Genomic DNA, 19,433 nt, shown 5'->3' with positions numbered 1-19,433 from the left:
TCTCCATTATAAACTTATTTTTAAATTTCAAAAAAATAAATTACTAAATTAGAAAGGATTATATTCCCCAATAATTATTAGCAATACCCAAATAATTAGCCCTCCACCAAACGCAGTTTAGAACTTAAACCTCTATAATCATCCACTACTACCATAAAAACTAAAATACTGCTGCCTGCTAACCTTCCTCAATAAGGAAGCAGGATGTTGAAAGGGCTAATAAAGCAAACTACAAAAAACTACACTGATTCCGTATTTAAAGTGACATTTTTCTCATTCCCCTTACGTTCATTGGGACGATCTAGCAACCAAATTCAGATACCTAAAGGTCGTAAGAAAGTCCAATACACAAAATAACGAGGTTAAAAATAGAATTAGAACACTAATTAAAACACTTGTTTAATAGTTCCATAATTCACATCTCCTGCTGACCTGAAAAATTAAATACTTTTATCAATTATTGATCTACCACAAAAAGAATATTATAATAATAAGTGTTAACAACACTATTTAAGTAAATTAATAATAGGAATAATAATCCCTGCATTCTCAGATAATAATTTATGCTATTATTAGTTTTAAAGATGTACCATTTTAAGGATGTATCATATCATTAGGTAATTTGGATTATTTTTTAACCATTTAATATAGAATTTTTTCTAGAATTTTTTCGATACTCTAAAGAAAAGCTAAATCTTATTTTGATTTAAATTACTCTGTTTTTTGATAAAACATTACTATAGATTGCTCTTTTCTAGACTAAATCTCTAATAAGATTAGGCAATGAAATTGATATCAACGCTATTGATAGTATTATTAGTGTAGGTTTTAATTTCTCTTTAAAGTTACTGGTGCTGTGCAAGAATATTTGCTAACGGGGCAGCTAAAGCGGGTTTTGATTATACATATCCTCACTAAACAGTATTAGTGAAATAATAAAACAAAAAATGTTTTTCATAAAATTGTTGTAAATCAGGTAAATCATAAAAATGATAGTCTAATCAAAGTACTATTCAACAACCTCGATATTTAGGAATTCTAAAAAGCATAATACAAGAGAGGGTTAGGATGGGGTATCTTATATAAAGATATTTATGATAATTTAAGTTAGTTTTTTTATCGAATTCGTAATTCTTTGTAAGGTTGCTTTCCGATTTCTAGAGTAGGTTATAGATCTACCAATGACGAGATAATCGCTTCCCGCTTTAATAGCAGCTTCAGGTGTAATAGTGCGTTTCTGGTCATGTTGTTGATCAATCTCTAAACGAATACCAGGAGTTACTAATAAAAAATGTGATCCCAATTGTTTACGTAAAGCGGATGCTTCATGTGCTGAACAGACTACCCCATCTAATCCCGATTCTTTAGCCAGGTTTGCCATACGGGAAACTACCACGGATAGATCCTCGTTCATTCCTAACGTTTTTAAGTCGTTACTATCTAAACTTGTTAAAACCGTAACCCCGATTAAAAGTGGTTTATTACTGATCGTCAGATTTTGTAACGAATCAACCACAGCTTCTAACATGGCTCGTCCACCTAAAATATGAACATTAATCATCCATACACCCAAAAGTGCGGCCATACGACAAGCACCAATTACTGTTTGTGGAATATCGTGAAATTTTAAATCCAAAAAAATTTGGTAACCCTTCTGCATGAGTTCTTCAACGAGCAAAGGCCCATAACGTGTAAATAAAATATTTCCAATTTTAAGATGACATAATTTAGGATCTAATGAAGATACTTGTTCATATGCTTGATCCCGAGTATTAGCATCAATAGCAACAATAATTTTAGGTTCAGTTTTATTTTCCATTTTAATTTCCTTCTAAGCCTTGAATAGGCTTTACCGTATTCCAATGTTGGCAACTCGGACAGAGCCAAAATAATATTTTTCCAGAAAGACCACAATAGGAACATCGATAGATAGGCTTATCTGCTAGCAATTTTTCAATAAATCTATTTAAAATTAATATCTTATTTCTAGTATCGCCTCTAGAATTAAGTAGATATAAGCTTACTAAATGGGCCAGTCCTCGCAAGGAGGGTTTCCGTTGAATTTCTTGCGCTACAAACTCAATAGCAACCTTCTCTCCCCTGTGACGTTTCAAATAATCTGAAATAGCTAATACAAGTGAAATTCGAGAATATCGCACTAAACACTCTTTAAAAAAAACAACTAACTTTTCTTCTTCATTGATATGCTGGTAACATTCAACAAGCCCTGCCACTACTTCAGAAATATAATCGGGATCTTGATCAATAACGCGTTTATAACACCTAATAGCCTCTTTATAATCTCCCTCAGCAGTTTCTTGACGAGCCTGAAGCAAGCTGGCACGGACACAATTAGGATCTATAGCTTGTGCTCTTTTTAAGTAAAAAGCAGCTTTTATTTGTGAAGAACGTCCTTTATCAATCAATGGTTCAGCCAATTCACAATAGTATTGAGCAATAATATCTTGAACAGGTTCACCCAAGACCAATAATTTTTGCGCAGTCTCAATTCCCTTTTGCCAATCTTTCTCTTGTTGGTAAATGTGTAACAAAAATCGTAAACTACCTTGATTCTCTTCTTCCATTTCCACGAGATCGAGAAACAGATGTTCTGCACGATCCAATACTCCAGCTCGCAAATAATCTTGTCCTAATTCAGATAAAGCATGAAATCGTTGTTCTTTGGCAAGTTGGGGTCGATCAATTAAATTGTGATGAATACGAATAGCACGATCAACTTCGCCACGGCGACGAAATAGACTACCTAATGCTAGATGGGTTTCTACTGTATCTGTATCAACCTCGAGTAATTTAATAAAAACATCAACAGCTTTATCAGGCTGCTCATTGATTAAATAATTTAAACCCTTAAAATAATTATGACGTAAAGCAGGCGTCAGTTTAGAATTATTTCTAAATGAAATTCGATGACCCAAAAACCACCCTCCGACGGCTGCTATAGGTAATAATAAAAAAAGTATTGCAATGATCACTAATGAACATCCTTAATTAAAATAATTTAAATATCCTTAATCTTAATTGAAATAATTTATAAAATTTCCACTTCTTGTTGGATTGTTTTTTTAATTGATATTTAAACTGACGAACAGTGTTTTTATTTTTAATCCAGAAAGGCAAAAAAAGAATAATTCCTAATTCTGTACTAAACAACAGTGCTAATAAGATTATCAACAATAAATAAATGCTTTTTCTGTCCAAGTAATGATAGAAAACTATTTTTTGTGGATTAAGAATAGAGAAAGTAATATCTAACAAAATAATCAATATCCAAAAAAATATAAAATGTAAGACATAAGTCCGTTATTCATTTAGTTGCTTGAAGAGTTTTCCAAGCAATATTCTACATGAAATGCATAGGAGATTTTTGTCTCATAAAAACGTAGATCACTTTAGAAAAATAATTTTATATAAACTTTTCATGAATAAAGAAAGAAATAGTGCTGTTTTTCTCTTTATTAAAGAGAAAAACAGGAAATAGTTTTACCTGAAGGATTTATAACATTTTATCTGATCTACTCTTATTCTTTGTTCTGCATCTTTTCTTTAAGGAGATCTCCCAAAGTAGTTTTTGTCAGCACATCAGTTACTGTCCGACTTCGCTGATTAGAAAGTTTTTCTACAGCTTTATGGGATACTTGAAGAAGACGATTTTTACGATCAATATTAATAATTTTAACCGCAATTTTATCACCGACATTGAGTTCCTCTGTCAAATCTTTTACACAATCATAACTGTAATCTGCTAAACGCATTTGCCCAATCACATGCTTATCTAATTCTAAAATAGCTTGTCTGCTTTCAACTTCTTTTACTTTAGCTTGGATAGTCGCATCTTTATCTTGTTTTTTTAAGAACTCTTCTACAGGATCGCCTTCAAGCTGTTTGATGCCTAGAGAAATTCGCTCACGCTCAGGATCAATTGCTAAAATAAGAGATTCCACTTCGTCACTTTTTTTATAACGACGAATTGCTTCCTCAGCATTTTCTGACCAAGAAATATCAGATAAATGTACTAGGCCATCAATATTACCTTCTAATCCAATAAAGATACCGAAATCAGTAATAGAGCGAATTTTACCTGTAATTTTTTCATTTTTTTGATGTTTTTCTGCGAATTCTTTCCAGGGATTACGTTTGCATTGCTTAATCCCCAATGAAATACGACGACGTTCTTCGTCGATTTCAAGCACCATAATCTCGACTACTTCTCCAGGTTGCACTACTTTACTGGGATGAATATTTTTATTAGTCCAATCTAATTCAGAAGTATGGACTAACCCTTCTACACCCTCTTCAAGTTGAACAAAGCAACCATAATCCGTGATATTGGTTACTGTACCAAATACTCGCGAATTTACAGGATAGCGTCGTTTAATATTTAACCATGGATCATCGCCCAATTGTTTCATTCCTAATGAAACACGATTTTTATCACGATCAAATTTAAGAACTTTAACATGCACCTCATCCCATATATTAACTAACTCACTCGGATGTTTGACACGTTTCCAAGCCATATCAGTTATATGGAGCAAACCATCAACCCCTCCCAAATCGACAAAAGCACCATAATCAGTAATATTTTTAATAACCCCTTTAACTTCTTGGCCCTCTTGAAGTTCTTCTAATCGAGCGAGACGCTCAGCGCTAGATTCAGCCTCTATTACAGCACGCCGAGAAACAACAACATTATTTCGATGACGATCCATCTTAATAATTTTGAAATCATGTTCGGTATTTTTAAAAGAGTCTGGCTCTCGAATAGGTTTGAGGTCTACCAAAGAACCAGGCAAAAAAGCACGAATTGAATGCATTTCCACAGTAAATCCTCCTTTGACTCGTTCTATGATCTTACCTTTAACTAATTCTCCAGTTTTATAAGCTTTTTCAAGCTGGCTCCAAGCTTGCGTACGGCGTGCCTTTTCACGTGATAAGCGGGTTTCACCAAAACCATTGTCAGGAGTATCAATTACGACATCTACTTCATCACCCAGGTGAATTTCTTCGTGGTAGAATTCAGAAGTAGATATAACTCCTTCGGATTTAAGGCCAGCATTGACAATTACCTTGTCGGGTCCAATTTCAATAATAGTAGCCTTAACTAAGGCACCAGGCCGTAAATCACTTTCTATTAAACTTTTTTCAAATAAATCAGCAAAATTTTCACTCATGCACTCACTCACACATTATTTGTAACCATACCAAAGGTATAAGTTATTGTTAAATTTATTTTCTTTAAATTTAAAATAAATTAAGTAAAACCCCTACTCTAAACTTAATTAACCAAATTAACCAAGCCCACGCTTTTTAATATGGTTCATAACTATTACAAAGACTTCTTCGATACTTAATTTACTAGTATCGATAATTAGAGCATCTACTGCGGGTTTGGTAGGAGAAATCATTCGATTAACGTCACGATGATCACGCTCTTTCAAATCTTCTTGGATATCACGCAGCCTAACATTAATCCCTCGTTCTTGCAACTGCTTATAGCGTCGGTAAGCACGTTCTTGCGGGTTAGCATCAAAATAAAACTTAAGAGTAGCATTAGGAAAAACCACTGTTCCCATATCACGACCATCAGCCACTAACCCGGACCAACGACGAAAATCATGTTGATATTGAAGAACAGCTTGTCGAACCACTAAGAGAGCCGAAGCCTTAGAAGCTAAAGCACCACATTTTTCGCTTCGGATGGCATCCGTAACATCATGTTGATTACAACTAACTTTTAGATTTCTAACAAAAGGCTGGCTTTCGACTTCTATTTGAAGTCCTTTTAAAAGATTAAGCATCCCTTTCTGGTCTGCTAAGGAAACACTGTAGTAAGATAATGCCCAAGCTATTGTACGGTAAATAATTCCACTATCTAAAATATGCCAATGCAAAGCTTGAGCGACTTTAAGTGCAATAGTCCCCTTTCCAGCACTGGAAGAACCATCAATGGTAATAACCGGGGGTTGTTTTTTTAGATTACTTATATATTTTGTTTCATTACACAATGATTAATGATCTCTTACTAAATTTAAAGAACCTTGAATTCCATTCCTATTTTATGCGCTAACTCAACAAAATTAGGAAAAGAAGTTTTAACATTCTCACAATTATGAATACGCACAGGAGCTTTTGCTATAGTCCCTGCAATTGCAAACGCCATAGCAATACGATGATCGTCGTAACTAGAAATCGTTCCACCTTGAAACTGACTACCTCCTTGAACAATGACTCCATCGGGAAGTGATTCTGCTTGAATTCCTAATTTTTGCAGCCCCTCTACCATGGCAGCAATGCGGTCGCTTTCTTTTATTCGTAACTCTTTAGCACCTCGTAATATAGTTTTCCCTCGCGCAACAGCAGCAGCAATTAATAGAATAGGAAATTCATCAATAGCAAGCGACACTTGTGCTTCGGGAATTTCAATACCAGTAAGAGAAGTGGCAGAATAGCACACACAAATATCCCCTACAGGTTCTCTGTTTTTTTCCTGATGCGTGATAATCTCAATATTCGCACCCATCATTTTTAATAAATTGATCACACCAAGACGGGTAGGGTTAAGACCGACCTGACGTAACCAAATAGAAGAACCAGGTGTAATAGTTGCTGCTACAATGAAAAAAGCAGCTGATGAAATATCACCAGGAATCGAAATATCTCTCGGCTTAAGAATACCTCTCCCAGAAAGACAAGTACGAAGATGATCGACTCGCACTACAGGGTAATTAAAATGCGTTAATAGCCGCTCCGTATGATCACGAGAAGGCACTGGTTCTCTGATACAAGTTTCTCCTTCTGCATATAATCCCGCTAATAATAAGCAAGATTTCACTTGAGCACTTGCGATAGGTAGATCATAATAAATCCCTGTTAAATGAGACTTTCCGTTAATTTTAAGAGGAGGCAACATATTTTCAGCCGATTCAATGTTTCCACCCATTTGCACCAAAGGATCAATAATACACTGCATTGGACGACGCCTTAAGGATTGATCACCCGTAAGGGTAGTAGTGAAAGTTTGTCCTGCTAACAAACCAGTTAATAATCGCATAGCTGTTCCTGAATTACCACAATCAATAACATCGGGTGGAGCAGTTAATCCATCTTTTCCCACTCCATCCACTAATAATATATTTTCATCTTCGATCACTTGAATAGTGACACCCATTTTTTGAAAGGCGTTGATTGTAGCGAGATTATCGGTACCCATTAAAAAACCATTTACCTGAGTTCTTCCTTCAGAAATAGCACTTAAAATCACTGCTCGATGAGAAATTGATTTATCACCTGGAACATAAATCTCACCATTTAGATTATTTGATGGAATAATATAATAATCCATCTTATCTAACTGTACTGTTTTGCAAACTGTTGCATAAAATCAATTAAGGCTTCGATACCAGATTCCGGCATCGCATTATAAATGCTAGCTCGTATCCCACCTACTAAACGATGCCCCTTTAAATTTGCTAAACCTTTTTTTGCAGCTTTTTTCAAAAAAAGAGAATTAAGATTTTCATTTGCTAATCTAAAAACAACATTCATTCTCGAACGATATTTAGGATTAATAGTATTATAATAAAAATCACTTTTATCGATAGCATTATAAAGTTTTTTTGCTTTTTGTTCATTACGTTCAGCTAGAATCGAAAGGCCTCCTTCCTTTTTCAACCATTTAAAAACTAAACCTGCAATGTACCAAGCAAATGTTGGTGGTGTATTCCATAATGAATTTTCTTTAGCATGTAAAGTATAATCCAGAAAACTAGGAGTCGCTGGAAGAGGATTGCAATTTAATAAATCTTCACGAATAATTACGATCGTCAGTCCAGCTATTCCAATATTTTTTTGAGCACAAGCAAAAATCAATCCGTATCGTGAGACATCAACAGGACGAGATAATAAATTTGATGACATATCACAAACCAAGGTCAAGCTTGTTTCAGGAATGAAGGGAAATTCTATTCCGTTTACTGTTTCATTATCAACGTAATATAAATACGCTGCTTTTTTAGGAACATCCCATGTAGATTGATCCGGAAGGGTTGTATAATCGAAGCTCTTTGCACTCGCCGCCACATGAAGATTGCAATAACGTCTTGCTTCTTTAATCGCCTGTTGGGACCAAATGCCGGAATCAACGTAAACTGCAACTTTATAGTTACCCATTAAATTCATTGGCACCATAGAGAATTGTAATCGAGCCCCACCCTGTAAAAAGAAAATCCTATAATTTTCTGGAATTTCTAATAGCTCTCTAAGATCATTTGCCGACTCTTTAACGACTGTTTTAAATTCTTCACCACGATGAGAAACTTCTGCTATCGACATTCCAGTGTCGTGCCAATCTAATAATTCATCACTTGCCGTTCGCAAAACCGTTTCTGGTAACATGGCTGGACCAGCAGAAAAATTATAAATACGAGACATAAAAAAATCCTTGTGCCGATATTTTAGATCACTATCCTCCCTTTATTCTTCTTCTCCTATTAATTCAGTAGAAATAGCCTCCATTCCCACTAAAAATTCTTCCTGTGCCAACTGAATCAATCGAACTCCCTGAGTGTTTCTTCTCACTTCTGAAATCTCATTTACACGGATACGAACTAAAGTACCTTTATCACTAATTAACAATACTTCATCATTATTAAATACTTGGGCGGCAGAAACTACATTTCCATTACGACGATTAATACGAATAGCAATAACACCTTGACCGCCTCGACCTGTAGGTCGGTAATCTTCTATACTCGTTCGTTGTCCATAGCCATGTACAGTTGCTGTTAAAATATACCCTCCTGGTTTTACAATAATTAATGCAATTACACTTTGGGTTTCTTTCAATTTAATTCCACACACTCCTCGTGCTGAACGACCCATTTCACGTACTTCATGTTCATGAAAACGAATGGCTTTACCTACATCAGTCACAAGCATCACTTCTTTATTTCCATCTGTAATATCAACTCCTACTAGCCGATCCCCTTCTTTCAATACTAATGCAATTTTCCCATTTGTTCGAGGTTGAGCAAATTCAGCCAATTTAACTTTTTTCACTAAGCCTTGAGCTGTAGTCATAAAAACAAAATGAGATTTTTCATAATGACGTATAGACAATATAGTGGAAATCTGTTCACCATTACCTAATGGAAGTAAATTAACGACTGGACGTCCGCGAGAATTTCGACCACCTTGCGGTACTTGATAAACCTTAAGCCAATATACTTTTCCGTAAGTAGAAAAACACAAAATCGTATCATGGGAATTTGTCACGAGAATATTTTTTACGAAATCTTGTTCTTTTACTGCTGCAGCAAGCTTACCTCGTCCTCCTCGATGTTGGGCTTGATAACTACTTAACGATTGCGATTTAATATAACCCTCATGCGATAACGTTACAAATAAATCTTCCTTAGGAATTAAATCTTCATCTGTTAAATCTGATTTAACATCAAAAATTTCAGTTCGACGCAGATCGCCAAATTGAGTTTTGACCTCAATTAATTCATCCCGAATAACTTGATTTAATTTATCAGCATCAGAAATAATTGAAATTAATTTAGCAATCTGATTAGTAATAGCAATATATTCTTCGCGAATTTTATTGGTTTCAAGACTAGTTAATCGATGCAAACGCAAATCTAAAATAGCTTGTGCTTGTTCTGGCGATAAATAATAACCATCGGTTTTTAATCCGTATTTAAGATCTAAATTCTCAGGACGCGTTTGATTGTTTTTCATTTGTTGTAATAATCTCACCACCTCTTCCCCAGGTTGCCATCCTCTTATTAATAAATTTTCTTTACCAACCATAGGAGTTTTCGCTCTTTTAATAAGAGTAATAACTTCGTCAATATTAGCCAGAGCAACTCCCAGCCCTTCCAAAATATGTGCTCTTTCGCAAGCTTTACGCCAGTCAAAAAGAGTTCGGCGTGTTACAACTTCTTGACGGTGTTTTAAAAAAGCACTTAGTAACTGCTTTAAATTTAATACACATGGTTGACCGTCATCTAAAGCCACCATATTAATTCCAAATACCGTCTGCAATTGGGTCTGAGCATAAAGATTATTAAGTACAACTTCCGCATTAATACCACGACTTACTTGAATCACCATTCTCATACCGTGCTTATCGGATTCATCACGCAATCCAGAAATCCCTTCAATTTTCTTTTCATGAACTAATTCTCCAATTTTTTCCAACAAACGTGCTTTATTTACTTGATAAGGAAGTTCAGAAACAATAAGTTGAGAACGCCCACTTTTTGTAACTTCAATGTCAACTTTTGCACGTATATAAATCCGCCCTCGACCAGTTTTATATGCTTGGATAATCCCATGACGACCATTAATAATTCCTGCCGTTGGAAAATCAGGACCGGGTACATAACACATGAGCTCTTCTACACTTAAATCTAAATTATCAATTAATGCCAGAGTAGCATTAATAATTTCATTCAAATTATGAGGCGGAATATTAGTCGCCATTCCTACCGCAATACCTGAGGAACCATTGACTAATAAGTTAGGAATCCGACTAGGTAGTACCAACGGTGCTGTTTCAGTTTCGTCATAATTAGGAACATAATTTACGGTTTCTTTATCAAGATCTGCCATTAAAGTATCAGAAAATCTCGACAACCGAATTTCGGTATAGCGCATAGCTGCAGGTGCATCACCATCTACAGAACCAAAATTACCTTGACCATCAATCAATAAATAACGGAGGCTAAAAGGCTGTGCCATTCTTACTATTGTGTCATAAACAGCAACATCGCCATGAGGATGGTATTTACCAATTACATCACCCACAATTCGAGCAGATTTTTTGTACGGTTTATTCCAATTATTTCCTAACTCACTCATTGCATAAAGCACCCGACGATGCACTGGCTTTAAGCCATCCCGTACATCCGGTAACGCTCGACCTACAATCACACTCATAGCATAATCGAGGTAAGATTGTTTTAATTCATCTTCGAGAGTAATAGGAATAATTTCGTCTGCAAACTCTACCATGAAACTTTTTATATTTTTTTTAAATTTAAATAATTGTTTACGGCTTTGAAAAGCAATCAATATAGTATATCACATCTGAGTACACTTGTAAGTGAAGGTAGATTTTTTAAGATTAAAATTTGTAAGATTAGGATTTAAGATGATCTAGAGATCTAGAGAATATCAAAGAGAATATCAACTAGACCTAAAGAGAATATCAACTAGACCTAGGATTATCATTTTGTTAATATGACATCCATTTATAATTAACAGTATTTTTATGGAAAATATTGATTTACTTATCAGTGCACGGTGGATTCTCCCAATCGCACCTCAAAATCAAATTTTAGAGTGTCATGCTTTAGTTATTCACGGTGAATATATTATTGACCTTCTATCTCTAAAAGAAGCTAAGCAAAAATATCGCGCTAAAATTTTTCTAAATTTAGAAAATCATGTGATAATGCCAGGTTTAATCAATTCTCATACGCACACTCCAATGAATCTTTTTCGTGGATTAGCAGATGATCTGCAATTATTTGATTGGTTAAGAAAACATATCTGGCCTGCTGAAAAAACTTTAATCAATGCAGAATCTGTTCGTACAGGAAGTGAATTGGCTATTGCTGAAATGTTGCGTGGTGGAACAACCTGTTTTAATGATCATTATTTTTTTCATGATATAATTTCTCAAGTTGCCAGTGAAGCAGGTATGCGCGCTTGTGTCGGGATAGTTGTAATGAATGTTTCTAGCGAGTGGGCCAAAGACGAAAAAACTTATTTATCTCGTGCAAAAGAAACTCTAACTAAAAATGAGATCCGACCCCTCATTTCCTGGGCTTTAGCACCACACGCACCCTATACAGTTAGCGACACAGCTTTTAAAGAAATTATGAAATTATCTGCACAATACAATCTTCCTATTCACATGCACATTCATGAAACACGACATGAAATTGAACAAGGTTTACAGGAATATGGGAAAAGACCACTCGCTCGATTGCATGAGCTTGGTTTATTATCTCAACACCTAATTGCTGTTCACATGACACAACTCACACCAAAAGAAATTGATCTGATTCGAAAAACAAAAACCAATGTGGTTCATTGTCCAGAATCTAATTTAAAGCTTGCTAGTGGGATTGCTCCCATTGCCAAACTTCTACGAGCAGGAGTCAATGTAGCCATTGGCACGGATGGAGCAGCGAGCAATAATGATCTAGATTTATTTGGCGAAATGAGAACTGCTGCTTTTACCGCTAAAGTATCGGACGCAGACCCAGATCCCACATATCTGCCAGCTGAAGAAGTTATTAAAATGGCAACTTTGAATGGAGCGAAAGTCCTAGGATTAGAAAACAAAATTGGCTCACTAGAAATTGGAAAATTAGCTGATATAATTGCTGTAGATTTAAGTTCTTATCTCACTCAACCCGTCTTTAATCCCATATCACATTTGGTGTATGCGATTAACCGACTCCAAGTAAGTGATGTGTGGGTGGCAGGCAAACAATTAATTAAACAAGGTGAATTTACAAAATTAGATATTAATCGCATACTTAAAAACAGTTTAAAATGGACGCAGTGGGCTTTACCCTATAAAAAAACTTTTCCTAAATTAGAAACTGTGATAAACTAATATTGACTAATATTGTTTTAGAGAAACAAATTATAATCATAGCCAATGTATGTCCTTAAGGTAACTGCAGAATTATTAAGCTTCCATCTCGTTCCTACTCAATTAAAAATTAAATTTATTAATGAATGATCAAAAACAAGCCTATCAGTCTCATTAAGGCAATTAGCTTATTATATCTCCATAATCCTAAATAAATTTTCTCCAGATAAAGGATCATATGGAGATTCTCAATAAAATTAAAGACGATATCCCTCTCCCCCCTAATGTTTGTTATACAACATTAGTAGATAATGAGAAAGGTTTTGAGGAGGCATTAATGGCCAAATTCTTAAAAAAAATAAATGTATTTAGTGCTACTTCAAAAATTTTTTTAAAAAACGTATTGTTTGATTGAAAAAAGTTTCAATCGAATCCTAAGAATAATTGAAAAAGCAAAGAAAAATATTATTACTGTTTGGAGTTATGTTTTTTGGGTACTTAGTGTCTTTATGAAGCAAATATATCAGCATAATAGCTACTTTCAAATAATTGAAAAATTAATTCGCTTAAAAATGTTAGGAAATTTCGTTAGGAGAAAAGATAAAATAGGAGTTAGGACACCATTTAAAGCACAGCAGTTTATCAATGTAGAGTTTCCAAAAAATTCTGTAAAACAATAATCACCCATTCTAACCAGCTATTCATTTTCATAATACTTTCATTTGCATGATACCTATGGATAAGTGCTAATAAACATTTATGTCAGTTTTAAAAAAGGAATGACTTAGTATTAGGATAACGTCTTCTCCGTTAGGAATCTCGGAAGATATCGTTATGCGTCCCCTAGTTGGGTTCTGCTGGAAATGTGGCTAATAAAAGAGGTCGTATATTTCATTTGTATCATACATTTATTTAAATATATAGAATTACAATTCAGAATTGATTTAAATTCACTAATAAAATAGGACAATTAATTTATGATTATTGATTATTAAGATCTACCTTTTTGATCAAAACTCACAATTGTGTTTAACTACCATGCAGAAACATTGTTTTAAATATTGTGTTTCATAATTGTTTTTCACTATCCAATGTATTTATTTTAAGCTTACAAGACGAGACGTAATCCGTTAAACGAAAAAACAACTGAAAAAAAGAGGAAATTATAGTAAAATGATTTTTTATAATGTTCCAGATCTAGTTTATAATCTTCCAAATCTAGATAAAGATATAAAATAATAACCAATACACATATTATACCCATACACAACCAACCAATAAAATATAATTACCAGCGTTAGAAATTAAATATCCTAAAATAATAACCTAAAACAATAACCTAAAACCTAAAAAAAAGAACATTAGAAAATTCCTTGAGCCCAAACAGACGTTAAGGATATTTAAAACAGTATGAAAATAATAATTTATTTTCGTCACCCAGAAACGACTTAAAAAAAGTTCCAATAACTAGAGAAATCTTGATAAAATCATTACTTGACTTACGTGTATATTATCAGAATTTCTTTGGTTGAAATAAATAACTTTTTTAAAGTAAAAAGTATTTTTCTAGTTTAAACAAGCCAATCCTCAGCTTTTCTCGTCTACTCAACCAAAAAAACTAGAAAATAGGCTAAAATAGTGCTAATAATCATCGTTAACAATTAAGATCTAAATTTTTAAAAATCCTTAAGAAACAAGTAACCTCAGATAGGAACGAATACTATTTCTAAACCAAAAGAAAAAAATAGAAATTTTTCTAAAAATATAAAAATAAAATAGCTACTACTAATTAATAGCTACTAATTAACTAATAATTATTAAGCTATTGTGTAAGTAAGATTAATATTTTCAATTATGTACTATTTCCTTATTTTTTAATTCTAGATACCTTTTCGAATATACTGAATTTTATTCCGCACTAATGTCGCTTCTTCAAACTCTAAATTTTGAGCATGACGATACATTACTTCTTCTAAATGAACTAAATATTTAGCTAACTGCTTGGGTGACATAGCAATTTGCACTTCTTCTTCAGTGAGCTGTTGAGCTTCTCTTACGAAGCATCTTTTTTCAGCATATACGTGAGCCTCTTCTATTATTTCTGTGATTGATTTTTCAACACTCTTCGGAATAATATTATGTTTTTTATTATACAGAGCTTGTACCTGACGCCTTCTTTTTGATTCTTCTATAGCACTCTTCATAGAGTGGGTCATTTTATCCGCATATAAAATAGCTTTTCCATGTAAATTTCTTGCTGCCCGGCCTATTGTCTGAATCAAAGATCGTTCGGAGCGCAAAAATCCTTCTTTATCAGCATCTAAAATTGCCACTAATGATACTTCCGGAATATCTAAACCTTCGCGTAACAAATTAATTCCCACCAATACATCAAATGCACCTAACCGAAAATCACGAATCATTTCTACACGTTCCAACGTCTCAATATCTGAATGTAGATAACGAACCCGTATACCATGCTCAAAAAAATATTCAGTTAAATCCTCAGCCATTCGCTTAGTTAAGGTAGTTACTAATACCCGTTCATTTTGTTGAACTCGTTTTCTAATTTCTGATAATAAATCATCTACCTGGGTGGCTACTGGTTTGACCTCAATTTCTGGATCAATTAATCCCGTAGGACGTACCAACAATTCTACCACTTGATCGCTTCTGTGCTTTTCATAGGGACCAGGCGTTGCTGAAATAAAAATAGTTTGGGGGGCTAATTTTTCAAATTCATCAAACCTCAACGGTCGATTATCCAACGCAGATGGTAATCGGAAACCATATTCTACTAAGGTTTCTTTACGTGCCCGATCTCCTCGATACATTCCACCTAACTGAGGAATTGTGACATGAGATTCGTCAATAATAAGTAATGCATTTTCAGGTAAATAATCCATTAAAGTTGGCGGTGGCTCTCCTATATTTCGACCTGATAAATAGCGAGAATAATTTTCAATCCCAGTGCAATATCCTAACTCCATTATCATTTCTAAGTCGAAATTGGTGCGTTGTTCCAAACGTTGGCGTTCCACTAATTTATTGCTCCTTTCTAATTCCACCAAACGCTTTTTTAATTCCAACTTAATTTGATCAATAGTTGTTAATAGTTTTTCACGAGGTGTGACATAATGAGTTTTTGGGTAAATACTGATTCGTGGAACTCGTCTTAACATTTCACCTCTCAATGGATCAAAAAAACTAATATTTTCAATTTTATCATCAAACAACTCTATTCGAACGGCTTCCTGTTCTGAGTCCGCTGGATAAATATCAATAACGTCACCATGTACACGATAAGTTGCTCGACGGAATTCTAAATCATTTCGCGTGTACTGTAATTCAGCTAGCCGCTCTAATATCTGACGCTGATTAACTTGCTCACCTCTTTTTAAATGGAGAAGCATTTTTAAATAAGAATTAGGATCACCCAAGCCATAAATAGCCGATACCGTTGCCACAATAATAACGTCTCGGCACTCAGTTAACGCTTTGGTAGCAGATAAACGCATTTGTTCAATGTGCTCATTTATAGAAGAATTTTTTTCAATATAGGTGCCTGAACTGGGTACGTAAGCTTCGGGTTGATAATAATCATAATAAGAAACAAAATATTCTACAGCATTCTCGGGGAAAAATTTCCGCATTTCGGAATAAAATTGGGCGGCTAAAGTTTTGTTTGGCTCTAAAACTAGAGCTGGACGTTGGAGCCTTTCAATTACATTAGCAATAGTAAATGTTTTTCCGGATCCCGTTACTCCTAAAAGCGTTTGATACGACAAACCATTCTTTAAACCAGCCACCAATTTCTCTAAAGCTTGAGGTTGATCACCACTAGGTTTGAATTTAGATATGAGTTTAAAAGTTTTCATCATTTTTTACACTACTCCTCATTTTACTTGTGAAGTTAAGAGGAATTGCTCATTTGAGAGGAACGGCTCATTGTTTATAATTTTACTTTCCGCTAATTTACCAGTATACATTTACAGTATATTATCAAAGGAGCTTATACCATGAACGACGTTTTATCCACTAAAGCACAACAAATAGAACCGTCTGCTACAATGGTTATTGCTGACTTAGTTCGAGAATTGAAAAATCAAGGACACGATGTAATTAATCTTAGCGCCGGTGAGCCAGACTTTGATACCCCCGATCCTATCAAACAGTCCGCGATAGAAGCAATCCAAGAAGGCTGGACTAAATATACGAATATTGAAGGTACTCCTACTTTAAAAAAGGCTATTATGCGTAAATTAAAGCATGATAACCAATTAGATTACGAACTTAACCAAATCATTGTGAGTAATGGAGCAAAACAATCTATTTACAATGCTATCATGACTGTATTGAATGCGGGCAATGAAGCAATCATTCCAGCACCCTACTGGGTAAGTTACCTACCTATCGTGAAAATGGCCGCAGCAGTCCCAATTATTATCCAAACCACACTCTCTCAAAATTTTAAAATAACTCCTCAGCAATTAGAAGAAGCTATAACGCCAAACACCCGCTTATTAATTTTAAACAGTCCAAGCAATCCTTCTGGAGTGGCTTATAGCAAATCCGAATTAAGAGCACTAGCAGAAATATTATTGAAGCATCCAAAAGTCTTAATTCTCTCTGACGATATTTATGAGTATATCTTATGGGGAGCAGATCATTTTACTAATATTGTGAATGTATGCCCTCAATTACAGGATCGAACCATTGTAATTAATGGTGCTTCGAAAGCCTTTGCTATGACAAGATGGCGAATTGGTTATGCTGCTGCTCCTAAAACTATTGTTCAAGCTATGAAAAAAATTCAATCTCAAAGTACTTCTTGTCCCAATTCAATTGCTCAAGTGGCAGCAACTACTGCTTTAGGTTATGACCGTGGTTATTTTAGTTATATGTACAAGGCTTACAAAGCACGTCACGACTTGGCGTTGCAAGCACTTAATCAAATAAAAGGTGTGAGGTGCATTCCCGCAGATGGTGCTTTTTATCTTTTTCCAGACGTTAGAGAGATTGTTAAACGACTTAAATTACCCTCTGACATTGAACTTTCTACACATGTACTGAATAAAACTAATGTAGCCGTAGTTCCTGGAAGTGCCTTTGGCTCGCCAGGTCATATCCGCCTTTCTTGTGCTACTAGCAATAAAAACCTTAAAGAGGCACTAGATCGGTTGTCCAGTATCCTTCATTAGAGGGGAGGGACCCTCTTTTTTTGTAACGACTCTAATTTTTCCTCTTTAGAATCATATGGTACTCTACACAACTAACTCAGTTGATTCTCAGATCATTGATCGGTAAGATACGATTTCTTTTTCTAGTAACATTCCTCGGTAGCTCAGTCGGTAGAGCAGGTGACTGTTAATCACTTGGTCGGGGGTTCAAGTCCCTCCCGAGGAGCCAATACCAATAATCAAAAAATAAAGCATTAATTATTATAACTCTCTATTCCATTTTAAATTTATACTCCGCTGAAGACTCAGGTAACTTTTATGCGGTGCGATTGCTATTGATATAAATTGCTAGTATAGTCCAGAAAAGTATTTTAAGTATTTTTGTAAAAATTCTTGTAAAATAATTTTATAAATAAAAATCTATATACTGTTCAGAATTAATATCGAATTAAAATAATCTAGTCCCTGCAACTCATCAAAATGTTGACCAAAATTTTTATAAACGATTGTATTAATTTGCTTTTACGTTTAACTAAGAATTACGTTTAACTAAGAGTTAAACTTAAAAGGTAATTAAATTTATCAACTATTTCCGCTCAAAACTATAACATGGGTTATATACCATCACCAATCATTACTAATTTTATACCATCTATACCATTTTTGGATAGACGACGATGTAGAACAAATATTCCAAATGATCGATTTTTGGAATTATTTATATTAAAATACTTGATAAATTATTGTGATTTCTGTATACATTTTCAGTTCAAATCAATCCTTACATCTTAACATTTTAGGCACTTTTCTTAAGGTCTTCCAACATTGAAAATATTTTTTTAAATTTATAATTTATCTTAATAATAAGAATATCTCAGTCATATTTTTTAGATTTACTAGAAACATCCTAGCTGACTAACAGTACAAAAAATATTTTTTTAGATTTTGGAAATAGTAGTAGCTTTCGAATGGTCTCAAAGTTTATACGGTATTGATTTTAAAATATCATATTAATTTTTTTATTAATTTTTTTATTATTGATTAGTTTTTTTTATTAATGTAAACAGATGCAAATATTACCAACATAACTCTTGATTTAATCGATTTAAAAAATAAGAATTGCATTTACTATATTAAATGATGAGCAGATTCTACACAATTTATCAGCCACATTTTCCAAGCAAATATTCATTAGAATATCTATCAATTCGAACTACTTTTAAATTATTCAAGACAATATAAATATCATCTTTATTAATATAGTAGCCATTTCTTAAGAATAGCCAGTGTATCTTCAGAGATATTTGATAGATAAAATGGTTAAAGTGTGCCTTTTGATATTTTGATAGTAATTTATATTTTAATAGTAAATAGTATGTATTATTGTATAATACATATTACGTTTTTAGCTTAATAAAAAATAAGCTCTGTATTACTCTTGCTTTAATTATCAGGTTTCTGCTTTAGAGGTAACATACCAATTTGTAATCACATAAATTCCATCATATTAATATCACTATTTTTTAAATATCAAAATTTCTCAAGCACGTTGCTTGACAACTATCCATGAAAATAAAATCATAAGTCAACGATAATCTTTGGTATTGCTTTATCTT

At 33.9% G+C, this 19,433-nt stretch carries 10 protein-coding genes, 1 tRNA gene and 1 pseudogene; 4 read left to right on the top strand and 8 right to left on the bottom strand.

All coding sequences use genetic code 11. The features are described from left to right. Positions 1 to 1,102: 1,102 nt before the first annotated feature. From pyrF to gyrA, 7 genes are all read right to left on the bottom strand, one after another. On the bottom strand, positions 1,103 to 1,819 hold the full coding sequence (gene pyrF, locus CLERM_RS00260) for an orotidine-5'-phosphate decarboxylase (RefSeq protein ID WP_102156630.1): 717 nt from the start codon (positions 1,817 to 1,819) through the stop codon (positions 1,103 to 1,105). A 1-nt stretch (position 1,820) separates the two neighbouring features. After that, positions 1,821 to 2,993: a lipopolysaccharide assembly protein LapB gene (lapB, locus tag CLERM_RS00255; protein WP_102156629.1), complete on the bottom strand. Its 1,173-nt coding sequence runs from the start codon at positions 2,991 to 2,993 to the stop codon at positions 1,821 to 1,823. Between the two features lie 546 nt (positions 2,994 to 3,539). Continuing rightward, the gene (gene rpsA / locus CLERM_RS00245; protein ID WP_102156628.1) at positions 3,540 to 5,192 is read right to left on the bottom strand and encodes a 30S ribosomal protein S1; all 1,653 of its coding nucleotides are present in this window, start codon (positions 5,190 to 5,192) and stop codon (positions 3,540 to 3,542) included. Positions 5,193 to 5,309: 117 nt separating this feature from the next. Continuing rightward, a complete protein-coding gene (gene cmk / locus CLERM_RS00240; RefSeq protein WP_236905100.1) occupies positions 5,310 to 6,026 on the bottom strand; it encodes a (d)CMP kinase in 717 nt (238 codons plus the stop codon). Between the two features lie 23 nt (positions 6,027 to 6,049). Continuing rightward, on the bottom strand, positions 6,050 to 7,363 hold the full coding sequence (gene aroA / locus CLERM_RS00235; protein WP_102156627.1) for a 3-phosphoshikimate 1-carboxyvinyltransferase: 1,314 nt from the start codon (positions 7,361 to 7,363) through the stop codon (positions 6,050 to 6,052). 5 nt (positions 7,364 to 7,368) lie between these two features. Next, positions 7,369 to 8,451 carry a 3-phosphoserine/phosphohydroxythreonine transaminase gene (serC, locus tag CLERM_RS00230; protein ID WP_102156626.1) on the bottom strand — a complete coding sequence of 361 codons (1,083 nt, stop codon included), beginning with the start codon at positions 8,449 to 8,451 and terminating at the stop codon, positions 7,369 to 7,371. A gap of 42 nt (positions 8,452 to 8,493) precedes the next feature. Beyond that, positions 8,494 to 11,040 carry a DNA gyrase subunit A gene (gyrA, locus tag CLERM_RS00225; RefSeq protein ID WP_102156631.1) on the bottom strand — a complete coding sequence of 849 codons (2,547 nt, stop codon included), beginning with the start codon at positions 11,038 to 11,040 and terminating at the stop codon, positions 8,494 to 8,496. 253 nt (positions 11,041 to 11,293) lie between these two features. Between gyrA and CLERM_RS00220 the strand changes: the two are divergent. Beyond that, positions 11,294 to 12,658: pseudogene (locus tag CLERM_RS00220) on the top strand (TRZ/ATZ family hydrolase); the annotation flags it as partial. Between the two features lie 386 nt (positions 12,659 to 13,044). Further along, complete coding sequence (locus CLERM_RS00215; RefSeq protein WP_102156624.1) at positions 13,045 to 13,317, top strand: hypothetical protein; 273 nt, start codon at positions 13,045 to 13,047, stop codon at positions 13,315 to 13,317. 1,200 nt (positions 13,318 to 14,517) lie between these two features. Here CLERM_RS00215 and uvrB read toward each other — a convergent pair. Further along, on the bottom strand, positions 14,518 to 16,518 hold the full coding sequence (gene uvrB, locus CLERM_RS00210) for an excinuclease ABC subunit UvrB (protein ID WP_102156623.1): 2,001 nt from the start codon (positions 16,516 to 16,518) through the stop codon (positions 14,518 to 14,520). 138 nt (positions 16,519 to 16,656) lie between these two features. Here uvrB and CLERM_RS00205 point away from each other — a divergent pair, with 138 nt between their 5' ends. Together CLERM_RS00205 and CLERM_RS00200 are read left to right on the top strand one after the other, a co-directional pair. Next, on the top strand, positions 16,657 to 17,838 hold the full coding sequence (locus tag CLERM_RS00205; RefSeq protein ID WP_102156622.1) for a pyridoxal phosphate-dependent aminotransferase: 1,182 nt from the start codon (positions 16,657 to 16,659) through the stop codon (positions 17,836 to 17,838). 132 nt (positions 17,839 to 17,970) lie between these two features. Further along, a tRNA-Asn gene (locus CLERM_RS00200) sits at positions 17,971 to 18,046 on the top strand. Positions 18,047 to 19,433 lie beyond the last annotated feature (1,387 nt).

The sequence above is a fragment of the Coxiella-like endosymbiont genome (assembly GCF_002871095.1).
Taxonomy (GTDB): domain Bacteria; phylum Pseudomonadota; class Gammaproteobacteria; order Coxiellales; family Coxiellaceae; genus Coxiella.
The sequence above is the reverse complement of the archived record's forward strand: the minus strand, read 5'-3'. Positions and strand labels throughout refer to the sequence as shown.